20 protein-coding genes are annotated in these 18,479 nt (G+C 74.9%); 5 read left to right on the top strand and 15 right to left on the bottom strand.

Going from position 1 to position 18,479, the window contains the following annotated elements; translation table 11 throughout:
* Window positions 1-52: 52 nt before the first annotated feature.
* A complete protein-coding gene (locus tag ACSNOB_RS05215) occupies window positions 53-1,909 on the bottom strand; it encodes an ABC transporter ATP-binding protein (protein ID WP_436685532.1) in 1,857 nt (618 codons plus the stop codon).
* A gap of 174 nt (window positions 1,910-2,083) precedes the next feature.
* Between ACSNOB_RS05215 and ACSNOB_RS05220 the strand changes: the two genes are divergently transcribed.
* From ACSNOB_RS05220 to ACSNOB_RS05230, 3 genes are all read left to right on the top strand, one after another.
* Window positions 2,084-2,713: a TIGR03085 family metal-binding protein gene (locus ACSNOB_RS05220; protein ID WP_436685430.1), complete on the top strand. Its 630-nt coding sequence runs from the start codon at window positions 2,084-2,086 to the stop codon at window positions 2,711-2,713.
* 122 nt (window positions 2,714-2,835) lie between these two features.
* Window positions 2,836-3,786 (top strand): terpene synthase family protein, encoded by a 951-nt coding sequence (locus ACSNOB_RS05225; protein ID WP_436685431.1) that lies wholly within the window; start codon window positions 2,836-2,838, stop codon window positions 3,784-3,786.
* Between the two features lie 137 nt (window positions 3,787-3,923).
* Window positions 3,924-5,750 (top strand): AMP-dependent synthetase/ligase, encoded by a 1,827-nt coding sequence (locus ACSNOB_RS05230; RefSeq protein ID WP_436685432.1) that lies wholly within the window; start codon window positions 3,924-3,926, stop codon window positions 5,748-5,750.
* A 49-nt stretch (window positions 5,751-5,799) separates the two neighbouring features.
* Here ACSNOB_RS05230 and ACSNOB_RS05235 read toward each other — a convergent pair whose 3' ends face one another.
* The 3 genes from ACSNOB_RS05235 to ACSNOB_RS05245 form a co-directional block, all read right to left on the bottom strand.
* On the bottom strand, window positions 5,800-7,113 hold the full coding sequence (locus tag ACSNOB_RS05235) for a low temperature requirement protein A (RefSeq protein WP_436685433.1): 1,314 nt from the start codon (window positions 7,111-7,113) through the stop codon (window positions 5,800-5,802).
* Between the two features lie 168 nt (window positions 7,114-7,281).
* Entirely contained in the window at window positions 7,282-8,502 is a 1,221-nt protein-coding gene (locus tag ACSNOB_RS05240) for a low temperature requirement protein A (protein ID WP_436685435.1), read from the bottom strand.
* 122 nt (window positions 8,503-8,624) lie between these two features.
* On the bottom strand, window positions 8,625-10,082 hold the full coding sequence (locus ACSNOB_RS05245) for a PLP-dependent aminotransferase family protein (RefSeq protein ID WP_393103557.1): 1,458 nt from the start codon (window positions 10,080-10,082) through the stop codon (window positions 8,625-8,627).
* Between the two features lie 58 nt (window positions 10,083-10,140).
* On the opposite strand from ACSNOB_RS05245, the gene ACSNOB_RS05250 reads away from it, so the two are divergent.
* Window positions 10,141-10,794, top strand: a complete 654-nt coding sequence (locus ACSNOB_RS05250; RefSeq protein ID WP_436685437.1) for a YczE/YyaS/YitT family protein — start codon at window positions 10,141-10,143, stop codon at window positions 10,792-10,794.
* Window positions 10,795-10,973: 179 nt separating this feature from the next.
* Window positions 10,974-11,435: a hypothetical protein gene (locus tag ACSNOB_RS05255; protein ID WP_393103553.1), complete on the top strand. Its 462-nt coding sequence runs from the start codon at window positions 10,974-10,976 to the stop codon at window positions 11,433-11,435.
* 22 nt (window positions 11,436-11,457) lie between these two features.
* Here the strand turns inward: ACSNOB_RS05255 and hisF are convergent, their stop codons facing one another.
* The 11 genes from hisF to ACSNOB_RS05310 all read right to left on the bottom strand — a co-directional run bounded on the left by hisF (window position 11,458) and on the right by ACSNOB_RS05310 (window position 18,426).
* Complete coding sequence (gene hisF, locus ACSNOB_RS05260; protein WP_436685438.1) at window positions 11,458-12,225, bottom strand: imidazole glycerol phosphate synthase subunit HisF; 768 nt, start codon at window positions 12,223-12,225, stop codon at window positions 11,458-11,460.
* 98 nt (window positions 12,226-12,323) lie between these two features.
* A complete protein-coding gene (locus ACSNOB_RS05265) occupies window positions 12,324-13,325 on the bottom strand; it encodes an NADP-dependent oxidoreductase (protein ID WP_436685440.1) in 1,002 nt (333 codons plus the stop codon).
* A complete protein-coding gene (locus tag ACSNOB_RS05270) occupies window positions 13,322-13,747 on the bottom strand; it encodes an organic hydroperoxide resistance protein (protein WP_436685534.1) in 426 nt (141 codons plus the stop codon). Before ACSNOB_RS05270 ends, ACSNOB_RS05265 begins: the two co-directional genes overlap by 4 nt.
* Window positions 13,748-13,752: 5 nt before the next feature.
* Window positions 13,753-14,199, bottom strand: coding sequence for a MarR family winged helix-turn-helix transcriptional regulator (locus ACSNOB_RS05275; RefSeq protein WP_436685442.1), 447 nt, complete (start codon window positions 14,197-14,199; stop codon window positions 13,753-13,755).
* Window positions 14,200-14,278: 79 nt separating this feature from the next.
* On the bottom strand, window positions 14,279-14,668 hold the full coding sequence (locus ACSNOB_RS05280) for a RidA family protein (RefSeq protein ID WP_436685444.1): 390 nt from the start codon (window positions 14,666-14,668) through the stop codon (window positions 14,279-14,281).
* The gene (gene priA, locus ACSNOB_RS05285) at window positions 14,665-15,390 is read right to left on the bottom strand and encodes a bifunctional 1-(5-phosphoribosyl)-5-((5-phosphoribosylamino)methylideneamino)imidazole-4-carboxamide isomerase/phosphoribosylanthranilate isomerase PriA (RefSeq protein ID WP_436685445.1); all 726 of its coding nucleotides are present in this window, start codon (window positions 15,388-15,390) and stop codon (window positions 14,665-14,667) included. Before priA ends, ACSNOB_RS05280 begins: the two co-directional genes overlap by 4 nt.
* Before the next feature lie 18 nt (window positions 15,391-15,408).
* Window positions 15,409-15,732 carry a hypothetical protein gene (locus tag ACSNOB_RS05290; protein ID WP_436685447.1) on the bottom strand — a complete coding sequence of 108 codons (324 nt, stop codon included), beginning with the start codon at window positions 15,730-15,732 and terminating at the stop codon, window positions 15,409-15,411.
* Between the two features lie 69 nt (window positions 15,733-15,801).
* Complete coding sequence (gene hisH / locus ACSNOB_RS05295) at window positions 15,802-16,434, bottom strand: imidazole glycerol phosphate synthase subunit HisH (protein WP_436685449.1); 633 nt, start codon at window positions 16,432-16,434, stop codon at window positions 15,802-15,804.
* A gap of 22 nt (window positions 16,435-16,456) precedes the next feature.
* Window positions 16,457-16,630, bottom strand: coding sequence for a hypothetical protein (locus tag ACSNOB_RS05300; protein WP_393103538.1), 174 nt, complete (start codon window positions 16,628-16,630; stop codon window positions 16,457-16,459).
* Window positions 16,631-16,688: 58 nt separating this feature from the next.
* The gene (hisB, locus tag ACSNOB_RS05305; protein ID WP_088999256.1) at window positions 16,689-17,300 is read right to left on the bottom strand and encodes an imidazoleglycerol-phosphate dehydratase HisB; all 612 of its coding nucleotides are present in this window, start codon (window positions 17,298-17,300) and stop codon (window positions 16,689-16,691) included.
* 37 nt (window positions 17,301-17,337) lie between these two features.
* The gene (locus ACSNOB_RS05310; protein ID WP_436685450.1) at window positions 17,338-18,426 is read right to left on the bottom strand and encodes a histidinol-phosphate transaminase; all 1,089 of its coding nucleotides are present in this window, start codon (window positions 18,424-18,426) and stop codon (window positions 17,338-17,340) included.
* Between the last annotated feature and the right edge of the window lie 53 nt (window positions 18,427-18,479).

The following is an 18,479-nucleotide window of genomic DNA, read 5'->3' on the forward strand; positions in this document are numbered from 1 at the left end:
GCCCGCCTCTCGTTCGCGACTGCGGGGCTCCGCTCCGCTGCACTCCTCACGCTCACCGGTCCACCTCGATTTCCAGGCCCGAGCTCAGCGGGGCGACCTCGTCGTACGTCTCGTCCCCGGCGGGGTCGACCTCGGCCTGCTCGTAGGCCGTGACCAGGTCGGCGTAGCCGGGCACGGTGGCGAGCAGCTCGGCGTGCGTGCCGCGGGCGACCACCCGACCCTGCTCCAGGTAGACCACCTCGTCCGCCAACGCGATGGTGGCCTGCCGGTAGGCGACCACCAGGATCGACGCGGCGGGCGCGCCGGGCTCGCCGGCGGAGGAGCGCAGCCCGGCCAGGATGGCGGCCTCCACCCGCGGGTCGACGGCGCTGGTCGCGTCGTCGAGGACCAGCAGGCGGGGCCGGCCGGCGAGCGCGCGGGCCAGGGTGAGCCGCTGCCGCTGGCCGCCGGAGAGCGAGGTGCCCCGTTCGCCGACCCTCGTGTCGAGACCGTCGGGCAGGGCGGCGACGAAGCCGTCCGCCTCGGCCAGCCGCAGCGCGGCCCAGACGTCGTCGTCGCCGATGCCCGGCCGGTCCAGGGTGATGTTGGCCCGCACCGTGTCGTCGAAGACGAACGGCACCTGGGCGACGAGCGCGGCGGTGCCGGCCAGCGACGCGGCGGTGAGCCGGCGGACGTCGACCCCGTCCAGGCACACCGTGCCGGCGCGGGGGTCCACCAGCCGCACGGCCAGCGCGGCGATCGTGGACTTGCCGGCGCCGGTCGGCCCGACCAGGGCGACGGTCTTGCCGGCGGGCACGGTGAAGGAGACCTCGCCGAGCACCTCGGTGCCGGGCAGGTGCGCCTCGGCGGGCTCGTAGCCGAACCGGACGCCGGCGAAGGTGAGGGTGGCCGGGCGGGGGTCGTCGGGGTCGAGCGTCGTGTCGCCGTACGCCATCTCGCCGGTGGCGTCGAGCACCCGGCGGACCCGGTCCCAGCCGGCGACGCTGCGCGGCAGCTCGGCCAGCACCCAGCCGATGGCCCGGACGGGGAAGGCCAGCACGGTGAAGAGGAAGGCGACGCTGATCAGCTCGGCGACGCTGATCGCGCCCTGCCGCAGCCGGAAGGTGCCCACCACCAGCACGGCGAGGGTGCCGAGGCTGGGCAGCGTCTCCAGCACCGGGTCGAAGACGCCGCGCAGCCGGCCGACCGACACCAGCGCGTCGCGCAGCTCGCCGGCCCGGGCGGCGAACCGGTCGGTCTCCTGGGCCTCGCGGCCCATCGTCTTGACCACCAGGGCGCCGTCGAAGCTCTCGTGGGCGATGCCGCTGACCTCGGCGCGCAGCCGCTGGGCCCGGGCCTGGCGGGGGGCCATCCGGCGGGAGTAGGCGACGTTGAGCGCGAAGAGCGCCGGGAAGACGGCCAGGCCGACGAGGGCCAGCGCCCAGTCGGTGACGAAGAGCGAGGCCACCGCGCCGACCAGCATCACCAGCGTGCCGACCGCGAACGGCAGCGGCGCGATCGGGTGCCAGGCCGCCTCGACGTCGGAGTTGGCGTTCGACAGCAGCGTGCCGGTGGCGTTGCGGTGGTGCCAGGCCAGCGGCAGCTCCAGGTAACGCCGGGTGACCCGGCGCCGGTAGGCGGCCTGGAGGCGGTACTGCATGTAACCCGCGCCCAGCCGGCGGCCGAAGATGCCGGCCACCCGCAGCACGCTGATGCCGAACAGCGCGGCGGCGGCCAGGGCGAGCGCACCGACCCCGACCGAGCCCCGTTCGATCGCCGGGACCACCACGTCACCGACCACCGCGCCCACCACGAAGGCGCTGGCCACCGTCATGGCGCCGAAGAGCACGCTGCCGGTCACCGCGACCGCGAAGATCCGCGGTTGTTCCCGGATCGCCCTCCCGAGGACGGCCAACCCCCGCCAGAGCACGTCCCGACCTGCCTTGCTCGTCACACTCTCCCCCGCCGTAAGCCGCAATTATCTCCCTCATCCTTACCGGTCGGGGCCAGCTCCGCCGCCCCGGGCCGGTATGTCCGCCGTCACGGACGCGGCCCGCCCGCGTCGGGCGCGCCGACGGGTGCCTCCGCGCCTACGATCGGTGACATGCCGCGGTACGCCCGATCGGAGCGCGAGGCGCTCGCCGACCTGATGCTCTCGCTGGGACCGGACGCGCCGACGGTCAACGAGGGGTGGACGACCCGCGACCTCGCCGCCCACCTGGTGCTGCGGGAACGCCGCCCCGACGCCGCCGGCGGCATCCTGCTGCCGCCCCTGCGCGGCTACGCCGAGCGGGTGCGTCGGCGCATCGCGGCGCGCCCCTGGCCCCGCCTCGTCGAGCAGGTGCGCCGGCCACCGGTGTGGAGCCCGGTCAGCAACCCGGTGACCGACGAGCTGACCAACACGATGGAGTTCTTCATCCACCACGAGGACGTGCGCCGCGCCCGCCCGGGCTGGCTCCCGCGCGACCTGGCGGCCCGGCTCCAGGCGGCGCTGTGGCGGCGTGCCGCCGGGCTGGCCCGGCTGGCGCTGCGCCGGTTCCCGGCCGACGTCTTCGTGCAGGCGCCGGGCTACGGCGAGCTCTCCGTCGGCCGGGGCGGCGAGCCGGTGCGGGTGGTCGGCGCGCCCGGCGAGCTGGTCCTGTTCCTCTCCGGCCGCCAGCGGGTGGCCCGGGTGCAGATCGACGGGCCGGCGGCGTTGGCCGATCGGCTCCGCAACGCCCACCTGGGCATGTGACGGACTGCACGGAAACGGTCACAGACAGATCTGAACGGGCACTCCCCCAACGATCGCCGCCGATCCCCGCTCCCGTACGCTGTCCCGCGCCGTCCCGCCCGGGACGGGTGACAGGGGAAACCATGCGGACCTTTGCGGTCTCGGCGCTGCGGGAACCCCCTTTCCCCGCGCGCCGGCACGACGCCACCGATCAGGTGGCGCAGGAGAGCACCGACTGGGCACTCGGGCACGGCCTGATCACTAACGGGCACCGACTGCGCCGGCTGCGCCGGGCCGACGCCGCCGGGCTGGCGGGGCGGGCCTGCCCCGAGGGGCCGGTCGACCGGCTACGCCTGCTCACCGACCTCGTCTCCTGGCTGTTCGTGGTGGACGACGCGTGCGACGAGGACGGCCTCGGCGACGCCCCCACCCGGCTGGCGCCGACGGTCGCGGCCCTGCTGGACGTCCTGGACCGGCACGGCGAACCGGCCGGGGGGCCCGCCGCCGCGGGGCCGCTCGGCGAGGCGCTGGCCGACCTGTGCCGGCGGGTCCGCGCCGCCGGGACGCCCGCAGCGCTGCTGCGCTTCGTCAGCGAGGTGCGGGAGTACCTGCTGGCGCTGCTCTGGGAGGCCGCGAACCGGGAGCACGGCCGGGTGCCGGAGCTGGCCGAGTACGTCCAGATGCGCCGGCACACCGGCGCGGTGCGCCCCAGCTTCACCCTCACCGAACTGGCCTCCGGGGGGCAGCCGGGGGCGGCCGACCGCGCCGCGCCCGCGCTGGTCACGCTCGACCTGCTCGCCGCCGACCTGGTCTGCTGGTGCAACGACGTCTTCTCGTACGGCAAGGAGGCCGCCGCCCAGCCGGACGGGCACAACCTGGTCGCCGTCATCGCGGCCGGCAGCACCGGCGGCGACGAGTCGTCGGCCCTGCGGGCCGCGGCCGACCGCTTCAACGACGCCCTGGCGGCGTACCTGGCGACGGAGACGGCGCTGCTGGCGACCGGCGACGACAGCCTGCGGCCGGCGGTGACCGCGCGGCGCAACTGGATCCGGGCCACCTACGACTGGTCGCTGCGGGCCGCCCGGTACGCCTGACGGCGTTCCACGTCACGGGACGTGGCCCAGCCGTGATCGCCGGGGGCTGGCCGACGCCCCGGCGCAGGCAATACTCTTCGGTAACGAACACCGACGTGACGACCGTCACGCCTCCACCCCCGAAGGCGGCTACAGCGATGGCTCTCGATGTACCGTACCGCTCCATCCCTGACATGTTCCTCAAGCGCGTGGCGGCCTCCCCCGACCGCGACGCCTTCGCCCACCCGGCCCCCGACGACTCCGGGCCGGTCTGGCTGACCTGGGACCAGGTGGCCCGTCGCGCCAAGGCGATCGCCGCCGGGCTGCACGGGCTCGGGGTCGGCCAGGAGCATCCGGTGGCGATCCTCGCCAACACGCGGCTCGAATGGGTGCTCGCCGACCTCGGCATCATGTGTGCCGGCGGGGCGACCACCACCGTCTACCCCACCACCGAGCCGGAGGACGCGACCTACATCATCGCCGACTCGGGCTCCCGCGTGGTCTTCGCCGAGAACCCGACCCAGGCCGCCAAGCTCGCCGGGGCGGACCTGCCGGCCCTGACCCACGTGGTGCTCTTCGACGGCGCCGCCGACCCGTCCGCCGCCGTCCCGCAGCTCACCCTCGCCGAGCTGGAGGAGCGGGGCGCGCGGGCACTGGCCGCCGAGCCCGACCTGATCGAGATGCTGGTCGCCGGGATCGGCCCCGACCACCTGGCCACCCTGATCTACACCTCGGGCACCACCGGGCGGCCGAAGGGCGTGGAGCTGCTGCACGGCGGCTGGTGCTGGGAGGGCGTGGCGCAGGCCGAGCTCGGGCTCCTCCGCGACGACGACCTGCAGTACCTCTGGCTCCCGCTGTCCCACTCGTTCGGCAAGACGCTGCTCTGCGGGGCGATCCACGTGGGCCTGCCGACGTACGTCGACGGTCGGGTGGACAAGCTGGTCGAGCTGCTCGCGGTGATCAGGCCGACGCTGATGTGCGGCGCCCCCCGGGTGTTCGAGAAGGTCTACAACAAGGCGGTGACCACCGCGCAGGCCGGCGGCGGCGCGAAGGCGAAGATCTTCGCCTGGGGCGTGCGGGTCGGCAAGGAGAAGGTCGCCCTGGAGCAGGCCGGCAAGCCGGTCCCGGCGGGGCTGCGGCTCAAGTACGCGGTGGCCGAGAAGCTGGTCTTCAGCAAGCTGCAGGCCCGTCTCGGCGGCCGGATCCGGGTGCTCGTCTCCGGCGCCGCCCCGCTCAGTCCGGAGATCGCCACCTTCTTCGCCGCCGCGAACCTGCCGATCTCCGAGGGCTACGGCCTCACCGAGACCAGCGCCGGCAACTTCGTCAACCCACCGGACGGGCTGCGGATCGGCACCGTCGGCAAGGCGATGGGCGACCTGGAGTGCCGGATCGACACCGACGGCGAGATCCTGGTCCGCGGCCGGCCGGTGATGCGCGGTTACCACAACCTGCCCGAGGAGACCGCGGCCGCGTTCACCGAGGACGGCTTCTTCCGCACCGGTGACATCGGCACCCTGGACGCCGACGGCTACCTGAAGATCACCGACCGGAAGAAGGACCTGGTCAAGACCTCGGGCGGTAAGTACATCGCGCCCTCGCACATCGAGGGGATGTTCAAGGCGACCTGCCCGTACACGTCGCAGGCCGTGGTGATCGGCCAGGCCCGCAACTACTGCACCATGCTGGTCACGCTGGACCCGGACGCGATCAGGGGTTGGGCCGCCGGCACCCCGCTGGAGGGCCGCGACTACGCCGACATCGTCGCCTCGCCGGAGGCGCAGGCCATGGTCGAGGAGTACGTGGCGGAGCTCAACGCCAAGCTCAACCGCTGGGAGACGATCAAGAAGGTCGCGATCCTGCCGCGCGACCTGACCATCGAGGACGGCGAGATCACCCCGTCGCTGAAGATCAAGCGCCGCGGCGTGGAGAGCAACTTCGCCGCCGAGATCGAGAAGATGTACGCCGGCACGCTCGCCGAACTCTGAGCACGGCGCGCCGGTGGCCCGTGCCCGGTCGGGCACGGGCCACCGGCCGTCACAGGTGCTGTCCCCGCCACCTCGTCTGCTCGGCCTCGGAGGCGACCTGCTCCTCCAGTGCCACCTGGCGTACGTGCCGCCGGCGCGGGGTGTCGACGGCCGTCTGCGCCGCGACCGCCGCCACGATGGCCACCGCCAGCACGGCCAGCGCCACCAGCTCCGGCAGTCGACCGGCGATCGGGACCAGCGCGACGAGGAGCGCCACCCCGGCGGCCGACGGCCACCGGGGCGCGCCCAGCACCCGCCGCCCGAGCAGGATCAACGTGACCAGGTAGAGCGCGACCCCGCCGTAGAGGGCCAGCAGGTCGAACCCGGGCAGCGGCACCCCCCAGCTCGGGGTCGTCGGGTCGGCCCCCTCGTAGATCAGCCCCTTGAGCCCCAGGGCGAAGAGGATCACGCCCGCGATCAGCGGCAGGTGCAGGAACGTGTAGGCGTCCCGGGCCAACGCGGCGCGGGCACGGGGCTCCCGGGTGCGGTGCAGCGCCTGCTCCATGGCGAGGGCGAGGGTGTCGAAGTACGCCCACCACAGCGCCGCGACCACCGCCACGCCGAGGACCGCCGCGATGATCACCGGCCAGGTCAGCGGGAGCCCGGCGGTGGTACCGGGCCCGAGGCCGAGCGCGATGATCGACTCGCCGAGCGCCACCATGATGATCAGGGCGTGCCGTTCCGCCCAGTGTCCCGCCGAGAGCACCGTCCACCCGGCGCCGTGCAGGGTCGCGCCGGCGCCGTACTCGACGCCGAGGGCGACGAGCCACAACGCCAGCCGGAACAGCTGCTCGGCCGTGCCGTCGAGGAGCCGCTGCGGCAGGAGCGCGGCGGTGAGGAGAAGCGCCGTCGCCACCGGCACCGGGAGCACGAACGGCAGCGTCCGCCGGCGCACCTCCCGGTCGGCGCGGGCCAACCACAGGAAGATCGTCACCTCCGACGCGCGGACCAGGAAGTAGCAGATGGCGAAGACCACCGGGCCGGACAGCCCGCCGGGCCGGTCGACGAAGGCCTTCGGCAGGGTCAGCGCGAGCACGAAGACGGCGGCCGAGGCGGCGAAGCCGACCAGCGGCGCGACCCCCTGGTCGGTGCGGACCACGTTGCCCAGGGCCGCGAAGCCGCTCCAACACCACCAGAGCAGGGCGAGCACCACCAGGCACTGGACCAGCCCGCGGACGGTCGGGTTGCCGGCGGTCGCCGTGGTGACGTTGAGGAAGGCGAAGACGAAGACGAGGTCGTAGAAGAGTTCGAGCCGGGTGGTGCGGGAACCCGGCGCGCTCGGCCGGATCCCGCGCGGCCACCGGACGCCGCCCGTGCTCTCCACCAGGGCAGTGTTTCAGCCGACGCGGCGCCCGGGGACCGGATCGGCGGAGCCCGTCCGGCCCGGTCACCGAGGTGCCGGGCCGGCACCGCGGTGACCGCGCCGCGTCGGTGACCGGCCAGGTCGGGTGGCCGGCCGGGGTCGGCGGCCGGGCCCCGCGCCCAGGGCCGGTCAGTGGCCGGGTTCGGCCCCGGCGCCGTGCGAGGTCAGCGCCGCCTCCCGCAGGGCGCGCCGCGCCTCGCCGAAGAGCAGCGTCTCGGCCACCACCATGCCGACGCAGACGGCGGCGAGCATCGCGAGTGCGGCCAGCGCCGGCAGGCGGTCGGCCAGCGGCACGAGGCCGACCAGGAGCAGCACGGCCGCCGCCCGCGGCCAGTTGACCGAACCCATGCTGCGCAGCCGGAAGCCGAGGTGCGCGAGCAGGTAGAGCGCCACCCCGCCGTAGAGGGCGTAGAGGCCCAGGCCGTGCAGCGGGTCGGTGAGGTCGTGCTCGGCGCCGTCGCCGACGTACGACAGCACCTTCTTGAAGCCGAGTGCGAGCAGGATGATGCCGAGCACCATCGGCAGGTGCAAGTAGGTGTACGAGTCCCGGGCCAGCGCGGCGCGGGCCGCGCCCTCGGCCCGGTGCAGCACCTGCTCCGCCGCGATGGCGACCACGTCGAAGTACGCCCACCACAGCGCGGCGGTCACGGTGAGGGCAAGCGCGGACGCGACGATGATCGGCCAGGAGATCGGCAGGTGCGTGACGCCGACGCCGATGGCGATCAGCGACTCTCCCAGCGCCACGATGACGATCAGGCCGTGCCGCTCGGTCCAGTGCGCCGCCGAGAAGATCCGCCAGCCGTCCGCGCCGATCAGCATGATGCCGCCGTAGTCCACGGCCAGCGCGAGCACCCACAGCGCCGTACGGATGCCGGAGATCCGGGCCGGGTCGTCGCTGAGCTGCTGCGGCAGCAACGCGGCGGAGAAGAGCAGCACCGCCCCGCCCAGCATGGGCAGCGCCGCCCGCAGCAACTGTCGGCGCAACCCCTCGTCGCCGCGCGCGGCGTGCCAGTAGATGACCAGGTGCAGCACCCGGACGACGAGGTAGCAGGCGGCGAAGACCACCGGTCCGGAGAGCCCGCCGGGCAGGTCGTCGAAGGCTTCCGGGATGGTCACCGCCACCACGAACATGGCGGCCATGACCGCGAACAGGGCGACCCGGACGACGCCCTCGTCGGCCCGTGCGGTGTTGCCGAGCCACGCGTAGCAGCACCAGCACCACCAGAGCAGGGCCAGCAGCAGCAGGCCCCGCAGCATGCCACGCCCGGTGAGGTCGTCGGCCATCAGGGCGGTCACCTGGGTGAGCGCGTAGACGAAGACCAGATCGAAGAAGAGCTCGAGCGGGGTCACGGTGGACCCCTCCGTCATGACCCGAATGCGCGGCGCGCGCCGCGTCGTACCGCCGATTGCCACGGCGCACAGTCTGGCAGCCGACGACGGCGCCCGGCGTCCCGGGCGGGCCCGTCCCGGGGTCAGGCGATGACGGCCGGTTCCCGCCACTGCGGCCGGCCGCCGCGGTCCAGGTCGTACCGGACGGCGGCGATCCGGCCGACCGCCTCCACCAGGTCCGCGACGGGCAGGGTGAACGGCAGCCGCAGGAAGCGCTCCAGCGTGCCGTCCAGGCCGAACCGGGGGCCGGGCGCCAGCCGTACGCCGACCTCCTCGGTGGCCCGGGCGAGCGCGCTGGAGATCGGCCCGTCGAGCTCGGCCCACAGCGTCACGCCGCCGTGCGGCACGGTGACCCGCCACTCGGGCAGGCGCCGCGCGAGCTCGGCCAGCAGCGCGTCGCGCTGGGCGGTGAGCTGCGCCCGGCGCGCGGCGACGATGGCCGGGGCGTCGGCGAGCAGGTGGACCGCGACCAACTGGTCCAGCACCGGGCTGGCCATGTCGACCCCGACCCGGGCGGCGGCCAGCCGCTGCACCTGCGGGGCCGAGGCACGCACCCAGCCGATCCGCAGGCCGCCCCAGAACGGCTTGCTCATCCCGCCGATGGTGATCACCCGGGAGTGCCGGTCGAAGCTGGCGGTCGGCGGGGGCAGCACCGTCCCGTCCAGGGGCAGGTCGACGAAGGACTCGTCGACGACCAGGTCGGTGCCGACGGCGTGCGCGGTGGCGACCACCCGTTCGCGCAGCGGGGCCGGCATCAGGTGGCCGGTCGGGTTCTGGAAGTCCGGGATCAGGTACGCCAGCTTGGGGCGGGCCTGCCGGAGGCTGCCGAGCAGCAGGTCGGCGTCCCACCCGGGCTCCTCGACCGCCAGACCGTGGGTGGTGATCCGGGCCCGCCGGGCGGCCAGCGCGGCCAGCGCGTTCGGGTAGCTGGGCGACTCCACCAGCACGTTGCCGCCGGGCGCGAGGGCCAGGCGGAGCACCAGGTCCAGGGCGTGCTGGGTGCCGTTGGTGACCATGATCTGGTCGGGCGAGGTCGGCAGGCCACGCTCGGTGTACGCGCGGGCCACCGCCTCGCGCAGCTCGATGACGCCGGTCGGGTGGTAGCCGGCGCCGCCCAGGTAGCGCGGCAGATCCTCGGCCGCGGCCCGGGCGGCCGGCAGCAGCTCCGGCGGGGCGGCGAGCGCGGCCACCCCGAGATCGATCATGTCCCGGTCGTCCAGCGGGGTCCACAGGCCCGTGCTCGCCACCCGGTGGGTGCCCGGGAGCATGGTCCAGCTACCGGCGCCGCGCCGGCTGGCCAGGTGGCCGCTCTCCCGCAGCTCGCGGTACGCGGCGGTGACCGTCGTCCGGCTGATCTTCAGGGCCTCGGCGAGTTCCCGCTCGGCCGGCAGGCGTACGCCCAGCGGCAGCCGGCCGTCGGCGAGCAGGCCGCGGACGGCGCCGGCCAGGGCGGCGTAGTCGGGACTGCGGCGGCGGCCCGGGAGCGCGTGCCACTGCCCGAGGAGCCGCGCCAATTGGACACCCCGAACCTGACTCGTCATGGCCACTCCTCGGATATTGGCTCTTCAAGCCCGCCAATTGGCCTCTAGGGTGGCATGAGTGACAGCAATTGGCAATCTCCGGCATCGTCCCGTGCGGCGGCTGACCCAGCTCTACGCGGGGCTGGTCCTCTACGGCCTGAGCATGGCCCTGATGATCAGGTCAGGACTGGGGCTCGACCCGTGGGACGTGTTCCACCAGGGCCTGTCCGAGCGGACCGGCCTCTCCTTCGGCACGGTGACCATCGCGGTGGGTGCGCTGGTGCTGCTGCTCTGGATCCCGCTGCGGCAGCGTCCGGGGCTCGGCACGGTCAGCAACGTCCTGGTGATCGGGCTGGTGGTGGACGCCACCCTGGCCCTGCTGCCGGCCGGTGGGCCGCTCGGCGTACGGATCGGGCTGCTGGTCGCCGGCATCGTGGCCAACGGCGCGGCGACCGGCCTCTACATCGGCGCCCGCCTCGGCCCCGGCCCCCGTGACGGCCTGATGACCGGCTACGTCGCCCGGCGTCCCGGGCGGTCGATCCGGCTGGTCCGCACCGTCATCGAGGTGACCGTGCTGGCGCTGGGCTGGCTGCTCGGCGGCACGGTCGGCGTCGGCACGGTCGCCTACGCGCTCGCCATCGGCCCGCTGACCCAGGTCTTCCTGCCGCTGTTCACCGTCGCCCAACCGGCGGGGACGGCCCGGGGCCCGGTCGAGCCGCTCCCCGCGACCTGACCGGTCCCGGCGGGGGGGCGGCCGCTTCCGACGGTTTGCCCCGCCCGCGCGGAGCCGGAAGGAGGCGCTGCCCGCGAGCCCGGTCCGCCCGCGCCGGGTCGGGCCGCCCGACCCCTGTTCGTGGACGTCGGCCCGGCGTCGGTGTTCCCTTCGGCCGCGACGCCCGGCAGAATCCTGGCATGGGGGAGAACGGTTGGCGCCGGAGCGACGCCTGGATCTTCGTCTCGCTGGTGATCGCCAGCGGTGCCGGACGGCACCGCCGGGCGGCGTCCAGCCGGCGGCCCGAAGGCGTGCGCCTGGCCGACGTGCTCTCCACCGCCGACCACCTCAACCAGGCGATCCCCGAACGGCACGAGGTGGAGGCGGCGGTCCGCCGCCTCGTCGGGGCCGGGCTGGTCAGCGTCAGCGACGGCTGGTTCCGGATCACCGCCGACGGTGAGCGCCTCTGGCGCACCCGGCCGAGCGCCGGGCTGGCCACCACGGTGGACACGGTGCAGGGCGTGCTCAGCCGGCGGCACACCCCGGGCAGCGCGGAGTGGCACCTCGACGAGGAGGAGCACGCCGCGGCCGTCCAGGAATACGTGGTGCGGTCGATCCCGGCACCCCGGCGCTCCCCGGAGAACCGGCCCCGCCCGGACTGACCCGCCGGCCGAGAAGGGGCGGTCAGCGGACCGGGTGGCCCGCCCCGCGCAGCGCGTCCTTGACCTCGGCGACGGTCAGCTCGCCGAAGTGGAAGACGCTGGCGGCGAGCACCGCGTCCGCGCCGGCGCCGACCGCCGGCGCGAAGTGCCCGACCTCGCCCGCGCCGCCGCTGGCCACCACGGGCACGTCGACCACCCGGCGCACCGCGCCGATGAGTTCCAGGTCGAAACCCGCCTTGGTGCCGTCGGCGTCCATGGAGTTGAGCAGGATCTCCCCCGCGCCCAGCTCGGCGCCGCGACGGGCCCACTCGACCGCGTCCAGCCCGGTGCCGCGCCGGCCGCCGTGGGTGGTCACCTCGAAGCCGCTGGGCGTGCCGCCGGCCGGCGCGCGCCGCACGTCGAGCGAGAGCACCAGCACCTGCCGGCCGAACCGGTCGGCGATCTCGGCGATCAACTCGGGGCGGGCGATCGCGGCGGTGTTCACCCCGACCTTGTCCGCACCCGCCCGCAGCAGGGTGTCGACGTCGGCCACCTGCCGGATGCCGCCGCCGACGGTCAGCGGGATGAAGACCGACTCCGCCGTGCGGCGGACCACGTCGAGCATGGTGCCCCGGTCGCTGGAGGAGGCGGTGACGTCGAGGAAGGTCAGCTCGTCCGCGCCGGCCCGGTCGTACGCCGCGGCCAGCTCCACCGGGTCACCGGCGTCGCGCAGGTCGAGGAAGTTGACCCCCTTGACCACCCGCCCGGCGTCCACGTCCAGACAGGGGATCACCCGTACCGCCACCGTCATGCCGCGAGCCTATCCTCCCCGGCCACGCCGGCGGCCGGCCCTGTGAGGCCGACCACCGGCGTCGCCGAGGAGCGCCGCCGCACCGGAGGCGTCGGCGCTCACAGCCGGACGAGCATCTTGCCCAGGTTCTCGCCGCGCAGCAGGCCGAGGAACGCCTCCGGGGCGTTCTCGATGCCGTCGACGACCGTCTCGTCGTACGAGATCTTCCCGTCCCGCAGCCACCCGGACATCTCCCGCACGAACTCGTCGCGCAGGTGGCCGTGGTCGCCGACCAGGAAGCCGCGCAGGGTGATCCGCTTGCCGATCAGCAGCGCCAGGTTGCGCGGTGCGGCCGGCGGGGCGGTGTCGTTGTACTGCGCGATCATGCCGCAGATCGCGGCGCGCCCGTGCGGCCGCATCGCGGAGATCGCCGCCTCCAGGTGGTCGCCGCCGACGTTGTCGAAGTAGACGTCGATGCCGTCGGGCGCGGCGGCCTTGAGCGAGTCGCGCACCGGGCCGTCGTGGTAGTCGAACGCCGCGTCGAAGCCGAGCGCCCGCAGCCGCTCGACCTTGGCCGCCGAACCGGCGCTGCCGACCACGTGCGCGGCGCCCCGGAGCTTGGCGATCTGCCCGACCAGGCTGCCCACCGAACCGGCGGCGGCGGAGACGAAGACGCTCTCCCCCGGCTTCATCCCGGCCACCTCCAGCAGCCCGGCGTACGCGGTCAGGCCGGTCATGCCCAGCACGCTCAGGTAGGCGGAGACCGGGGCGAGGTCGGGGTCGACCTTACGGGCGGCCGTCGCGTCGAGCAGCGCGTACTCGCGCCAGCCGAGGCCGTGCAGCACGGTGTCGCCGGGCCGGACGCCCTCGGCCCCGCCGGCCACGACCTCGCCGACCGCCCCGCCGTCGAGCGGCGCGTCGAGCGCGAACGGCGGCAGGTACGACTTGACGTCGTTCATCCGCCCCCGCATGTACGGGTCGACCGACATGTACTGGTTGCGGACCACGATCTGGCCCGGGCCGGGGGTGGGCACCTCGGTCTCGACGAGGCGGAAGTTGTCGGCGGTCGGCCAGCCCTGCGGGCGGGCGGCCAGGTGGATCTCCCGGTTGCGGGTGCTCACCGCGCCTCCCGGACGGTGAGGGCGACCTCGACGTTGCCGCGCGTCGCGTTCGAGTAGGGGCAGACCTGGTGGGCCTGCGCGACGAGCTGCTCGGCGGCGGCCCGCTCCACCGCCGGGAGGTCGACCACGAGGGCGACGGTCAGCCCGAAGCCGCCGCTGCCGTTCGGGCCGATGCCCACCTCGGCCTCGACGACCGAGCCGGAGACGTCGGCCCGGGCCTTGCGGGCGACCAGGCGCAGCGCCGAGTGGAAGCAGGCGGCGTAGCCGGCGGCGAAGAGCTGCTCGGGGTTGGCGGCGTCACCGGCGCCACCCATCTCCTTCGGCACGGCCAGACCCAGGTCGAGGGTGCCGTCGGAGGTGCGGACGTGGCCGTCCCGACCGTCGCCGGTGGCCCGGGCGGACGCGGTGTAGAGCACCTGCATGGTGGTCACTGCTCCTTCTGTCGGTGGATCGTCTCGGTGACCCGGGTGAGGGTGTCGCGCAGGGCGACCAGCTCGGCCTCGGTGAGGCCGGTGGCGCGGGCGACCCGCAGCGGCACCTCGTCCATGCGCTGCCGCAGGGCCCGGCCGTCGCCGGTCAGGCCCACCTCCACCCGCCGCTCGTCGCGCGCCGACCGGGTCCGGACCACCAGGCCCGCCGCCTCCAGCCGCTTGAGCAGCGGGGAGAGCGTGCCGGAGTCCAGCCGCAGCGCCGCGCCGAGCTCGGAGACCGTGGGGGCGTCGTCGCCGTGCTCCCAGAGCACCAGCAGCACCAGGTACTGCGGGTAGGTCAGGCCGAACTCGTCGAGGATGGGCCGGTAGACGTCGGTGAGGGCGCGCGACGCGGCGTAGAGCGCGAAGCACACCTGCCGCCGCAGCACCAGATCATCGGTCACGCCGAAAACATAGCCCGCAATTCAATTGCGCACAACCGATCGGGGCGCGCTGTGTCCGTCCCCACCGCGCCCGGGACCGTCAGCGGTCGCCGAGGTACGCCTCCAGCTCCACCTCGACCAGGTGGTCCGGGTCGATCAGGCCGGCCACCACCACCATCGTGGCGGCCGGGCGGACGGCGCCGAAGACCGCGTTGTGCGCCCGGCCCACCTCGTCGGCGTACGCGCGGTCGGTGACGTACATCCGGGTGCGGACCACGTCGCCCGGCTCCGCGCCCACCTCGGCGAGCGCGTCCAGCCCGATCCGCAGGGCCTGCGCGGTCTGCGCCGCCGCGTCCCCGACGTGGGTCACCACCCCGTCCACCGTGGAGGTGCAGCCGGCGGTCCAGGCCAGGTCGCCGGCCCGCACCACCCGGCAGTAGCCGTACAGGGACTCCCAGGGGCCGCCGGAGCCGAGCCGGGTGACGGTCACGCCGCCGCCAGGGTGGCCAGCGCCTGCGCCACCGTGAAGGCGCCCGCGTACAGCGCCTTGCCGGCGATCACGCCCTCCACCCCGATCGGCTCCAGGGTCGCCAACGCCCGCAGGTCGTCCAGCGTGGAGACGCCGCCGGAGGCGATCACCGGGGCGTCGGTGCGGGAGCAGACCTCGCGCAGCAGGTCCAGGTTCGGCCCGCGCATCGTGCCGTCCTTGGTGATGTCGGTGACGACATACCGCGTCGCGCCGGCCTTGTCCAGCCGCTCCAGCACCTCGTAGAGGTCGCCGCCGTCGCGGGTCCAGCCCCGGGCGGAGAGGGTGCGGCCGCGCACGTCCAGCCCGATCGCCACCCGGTCGCCGTACTCGCCGCAGACCCGGTCGCACCAGACCGGATCCTCCAGCGCGGCGGTGCCGATGTTCACCCGGGCCGCGCCGGTGCCGAGCGCGGCCTGCAACGACTCGTCGTCCCGGATGCCGCCCGAGAGCTCCACCTTCACGTCGAGCTGGCGCACCACCTCGGCCAGCAGGTGCGCGTTGGAGCCCCGACCGAACGCCGCGTCGAGGTCGACCAGGTGGATCCACTCGGCGCCGTCCCGCTGCCAGGCCAGCGCGGCCTCCAGCGGGTCGCCGTACGTCGTCTCGCTGCCGGCGGCGCCCTGCACGAGGCGGACGGCCTGGCCGTCGGCGACGTCCACGGCGGGCAACAGGGTGAGGCTCACTGTGTTCTTCTCCTCGGTTCAGGTACGACGGTCCAGGGCGATCACCACGATCGCCGGCAGTACGAGCAGCAACAGCACGACCAGCGCGATCCGCAGCGCAAGATCGTCCACGAACGACCAGATCAGGACCATCGCCGCCAGGGTCAGCAGCACGATCGCGGCCCGCTCGCCGCGGCTGTGCCGGGGCAGCCGGCCCGTACGCCGCCGGCGCAGCGCGGGCGTGATCCGGCGGAGCAGCTCGCGCCGGCGCCGCCGCCGGGCCGTCCGCCGCTCCCGGGCGCGGCGTTGCCGGGCCGCCTCGGCCTCCCGGGCCGCCCGGCGACGCGCCCGCTCCTTGCTCACGGCGTGCCCCGCCGGCGGCCGGGGGCGCGGTCACCGGCGACGGGGCTGCCCGCCGCGCGGAGCGGGCGCTCAGTCACCGGTGGACAGCGTGGCGAGCCAGTTGCGCAGCAGCGCGGCACCGGTGTCGGCGGACTTCTCGGGGTGGAACTGGGCCGCGCAGAGCGCGCCCCGCTCCACGGCCGCCACGAAGTCGGTCTCGTGGCGGGCCGTGGTGACCGTGGCCCCGGCGGCGGCCAGCGCCCCCGGGTCCCCGACCGCGTAGGAGTGCACGAAGTAGAACCGGCTGTCGGCGGGCAACCCGGCGAAGAGCACCGACCCGGCCGGCGCCGCCACGGTGTTCCAGCCCATGTGCGGCAGCCGGGCGGCGGCCAGCTTCGTCACCCCGCCGGGGAGCAGCCCGAGACCCTTGGTCACCACGCCGTGCTCGTCGCCGTGCTCGAAGAGCACCTGCATGCCCACGCAGATGCCCAGCACCGGACGGCCGGCGGCGACGCGCTCCGCGATCACCGGCCCGGCGCCGAGCGCCTCGATCCCCGCCATGCACGCCGCGAAGGCGCCCACGCCCGGCACCACCAGGCCGTCCGCCTCGGCGGCGGCGGTCAGGTCGTCGGTCACCGTCACGTCCGCGCCGGCCCGGGCCAGTGCCCGCTCCGCCGACCGCAGGTTGCCCGATCCGTAGTCCAGCACCACGACGTTGCTCACGCCGCCACCTCCGTCCGCCCGCTCACGAGCCCTCCCCCGGCAGCAGCCAGAGCACGCCGCCGGCCGTGGCCAGCACGGCGAGCAGCGCGGTGACGACCACCGCGCCGCGCGGCGCGCCCTGCTTGTGCAGCGACCACGTGCCGCCCACGAGCACGCCGGCCAGGATCAGCAGCAACGTCGGCAGCACCTGGCCCATCAGCTCCGCCTTCCGTCCGCGACCGCGGGAGCCCGCCGCGCCGCGTTCCTCGCGCTCATCAGAGAGCACCCTTCGTGCTCGGGATCGCCCCCGCGGCACGCGGGTCGATCGCGGTGGCCTCGCGCAACGCGCGGGAGACGGCCTTGAACTGCGCCTCCACCACGTGGTGGGCGTCCGGGTGGCCGCCGGGACGGGCCGCCCGCAGCACGTCCACGTGCAGCGTGATCCGGGCGGCCTGGCCGAACGACTCCCAGATGTGCCGGGTCATGCTCGTCGGGTAGACCGGGCCGATGTACGGCGCGAGCGCCGGCTCGTCGTGCACGACGTACGGGCGGCCGGAGAGGTCGACCGCGGCCCGGACGAGGACCTCGTCCATCGGCACGGTGGCCGAGCCGTACCGCCGGATGCCGGCCTTGTCCCCGAGCGCCTGGTCGAACGCGGCGCCCAGGGCGAGCGCGGTGTCCTCCATCGTGTGGTGGGCGTCGATCTCCAGGTCGCCCACGGTGCGCACGGTCAGGTCGAAGCCGCCGTGCCGGGCGATCTGGTGCAGCATGTGGTCGTAGAAGCCGACGCCGGTGCCGATCTCGGCACGGCCCGTGCCGTCGAGGTCGATCTCGACGAGGACCTTCGTCTCCTTGGTGATCCGCTCCACCCGGGCGGTTCGGCTCATTGCTTACCTTTCGGTCGCCACTGCGGGGATCGCAAGCTCATTCCGCGCGCTCCCTCGGGAGCTTCGCCATCGCGGCGAGGAACGCGTCGGTCTCGGCGGGGGTGCCGGCGGTGACCCGCAGCCAGCCGGGCAGGCCGACGTCGCGGACCAGCACGCCCTGCTCCAGCAGGGTGCGCCACGCGGCGGCCTGGTCGCCCCCGACCTCGAACAGGGCGAAGTTGGCGTCGCTGTCGGCGACCCGGAACCCCCGGCCGCGCAGCTCCGCCACGATCCGGTCGCGCTGCTGCGAGATCGCGGCCACCGTGCCGAGCAGGGCGTCGCGGTGCGCCAGCGCCGCCCGGGCCGCGGCCTGGGTCAGCGCCGAGAGGTGGTACGGCAGCCGGACGAGCTGCACCGCCGCCACCACCGCCGGGTCGGCGGCCAGGTAGCCCAGCCGGCCGCCGGCGAACCCGAACGCCTTGCTCATCGTCCGCGTGACCACCAGCCGCGGGTGCCCGGGCAGCACCGCCAGGGCGCTGACCGTGCCGGGGCGGGCGAACTCGGCGTACGCCTCGTCCACGACCACCATGCCGGGCGCGGCGTCCAGCACGGCGGCGACCACGGCCGGGTCGAGCGCCGTGCCGGTGGGGTTGTTCGGCGAGCAGAGGAAGACCACGTCCGGGGCGTGCTCGCGGACCTGGTCGACCGCCTCCTCGGCGGTCAGCCCGAAGTCGACGCCGCGCCGGGCGGGCACCCACCGGGTGCCGGTGCCGAGCGCCAGCAGCGGGTGCATCGAGTACGCCGGGGTGAAGCCGAGCGCGGTGCGCCCCGGCCCGCCGAACGCCTGGAGCAGCTGCTGCTGGATCTCGTTGGAGCCGTTGGCCGCCCACACCTGCTCGGCGGTGAGGCCGTGGCCGAGGTAGCCCGCCAGGTCGGCGCGCAGCGCGACGGCGTCGCGGTCCGGGTAGCGGTTGAGGTCGCGCAGCTCCGCCGCGAGGGCCTTGCCGATGGCCTCGACGACCGGCTCGGGCACCGGGTGGGAGTTCTCGTTGGTGTTCAGCCGCACGGGCACGTCGAGCTGCGGCGCCCCGTACGGCGACAGCCCGCGCAGGTCGTCGCGGATCGGCAGGTCGTCGAGGGTGGTCATGCCGCCCCCTCGCCGCGCGAGGTGCCGGCCCGCGGGCCGAGGGTGCCGGCGCG

It is taken from the genome of Micromonospora sp. URMC 106, from assembly GCF_051386395.1.
Classification (GTDB): domain Bacteria; phylum Actinomycetota; class Actinomycetes; order Mycobacteriales; family Micromonosporaceae; genus Micromonospora.

What these genes read in the sequence shown, in the direction of transcription:
- ACSNOB_RS05220 (WP_436685430.1), top strand. Translation starts at nt 2,084, where the DNA reads ATGCCGCGGTACGCCCGATCGGAGCGCGAGGCGCTCGCCGACCTGATG.
- ACSNOB_RS05225 (WP_436685431.1), top strand. Translation starts at nt 2,836, where the DNA reads ATGCGGACCTTTGCGGTCTCGGCGCTGCGGGAACCCCCTTTCCCCGCG.
- ACSNOB_RS05230 (WP_436685432.1), top strand. Translation starts at nt 3,924, where the DNA reads ATGGCTCTCGATGTACCGTACCGCTCCATCCCTGACATGTTCCTCAAG.
- ACSNOB_RS05245 (WP_393103557.1), bottom strand. Translation starts at nt 10,082, where the DNA reads ATGACGAGTCAGGTTCGGGGTGTCCAATTGGCGCGGCTCCTCGGGCAG.
- ACSNOB_RS05255 (WP_393103553.1), top strand. Translation starts at nt 10,974, where the DNA reads ATGGGGGAGAACGGTTGGCGCCGGAGCGACGCCTGGATCTTCGTCTCG.
- hisF (WP_436685438.1), bottom strand. Translation starts at nt 12,225, where the DNA reads ATGACGGTGGCGGTACGGGTGATCCCCTGTCTGGACGTGGACGCCGGG.
- ACSNOB_RS05270 (WP_436685534.1), bottom strand. Translation starts at nt 13,747, where the DNA reads ATGCAGGTGCTCTACACCGCGTCCGCCCGGGCCACCGGCGACGGTCGG.
- ACSNOB_RS05300 (WP_393103538.1), bottom strand. Translation starts at nt 16,630, where the DNA reads ATGGGCCAGGTGCTGCCGACGTTGCTGCTGATCCTGGCCGGCGTGCTC.
- hisB (WP_088999256.1), bottom strand. Translation starts at nt 17,300, where the DNA reads ATGAGCCGAACCGCCCGGGTGGAGCGGATCACCAAGGAGACGAAGGTC.
- ACSNOB_RS05310 (WP_436685450.1), bottom strand. Translation starts at nt 18,426, where the DNA reads ATGACCACCCTCGACGACCTGCCGATCCGCGACGACCTGCGCGGGCTG.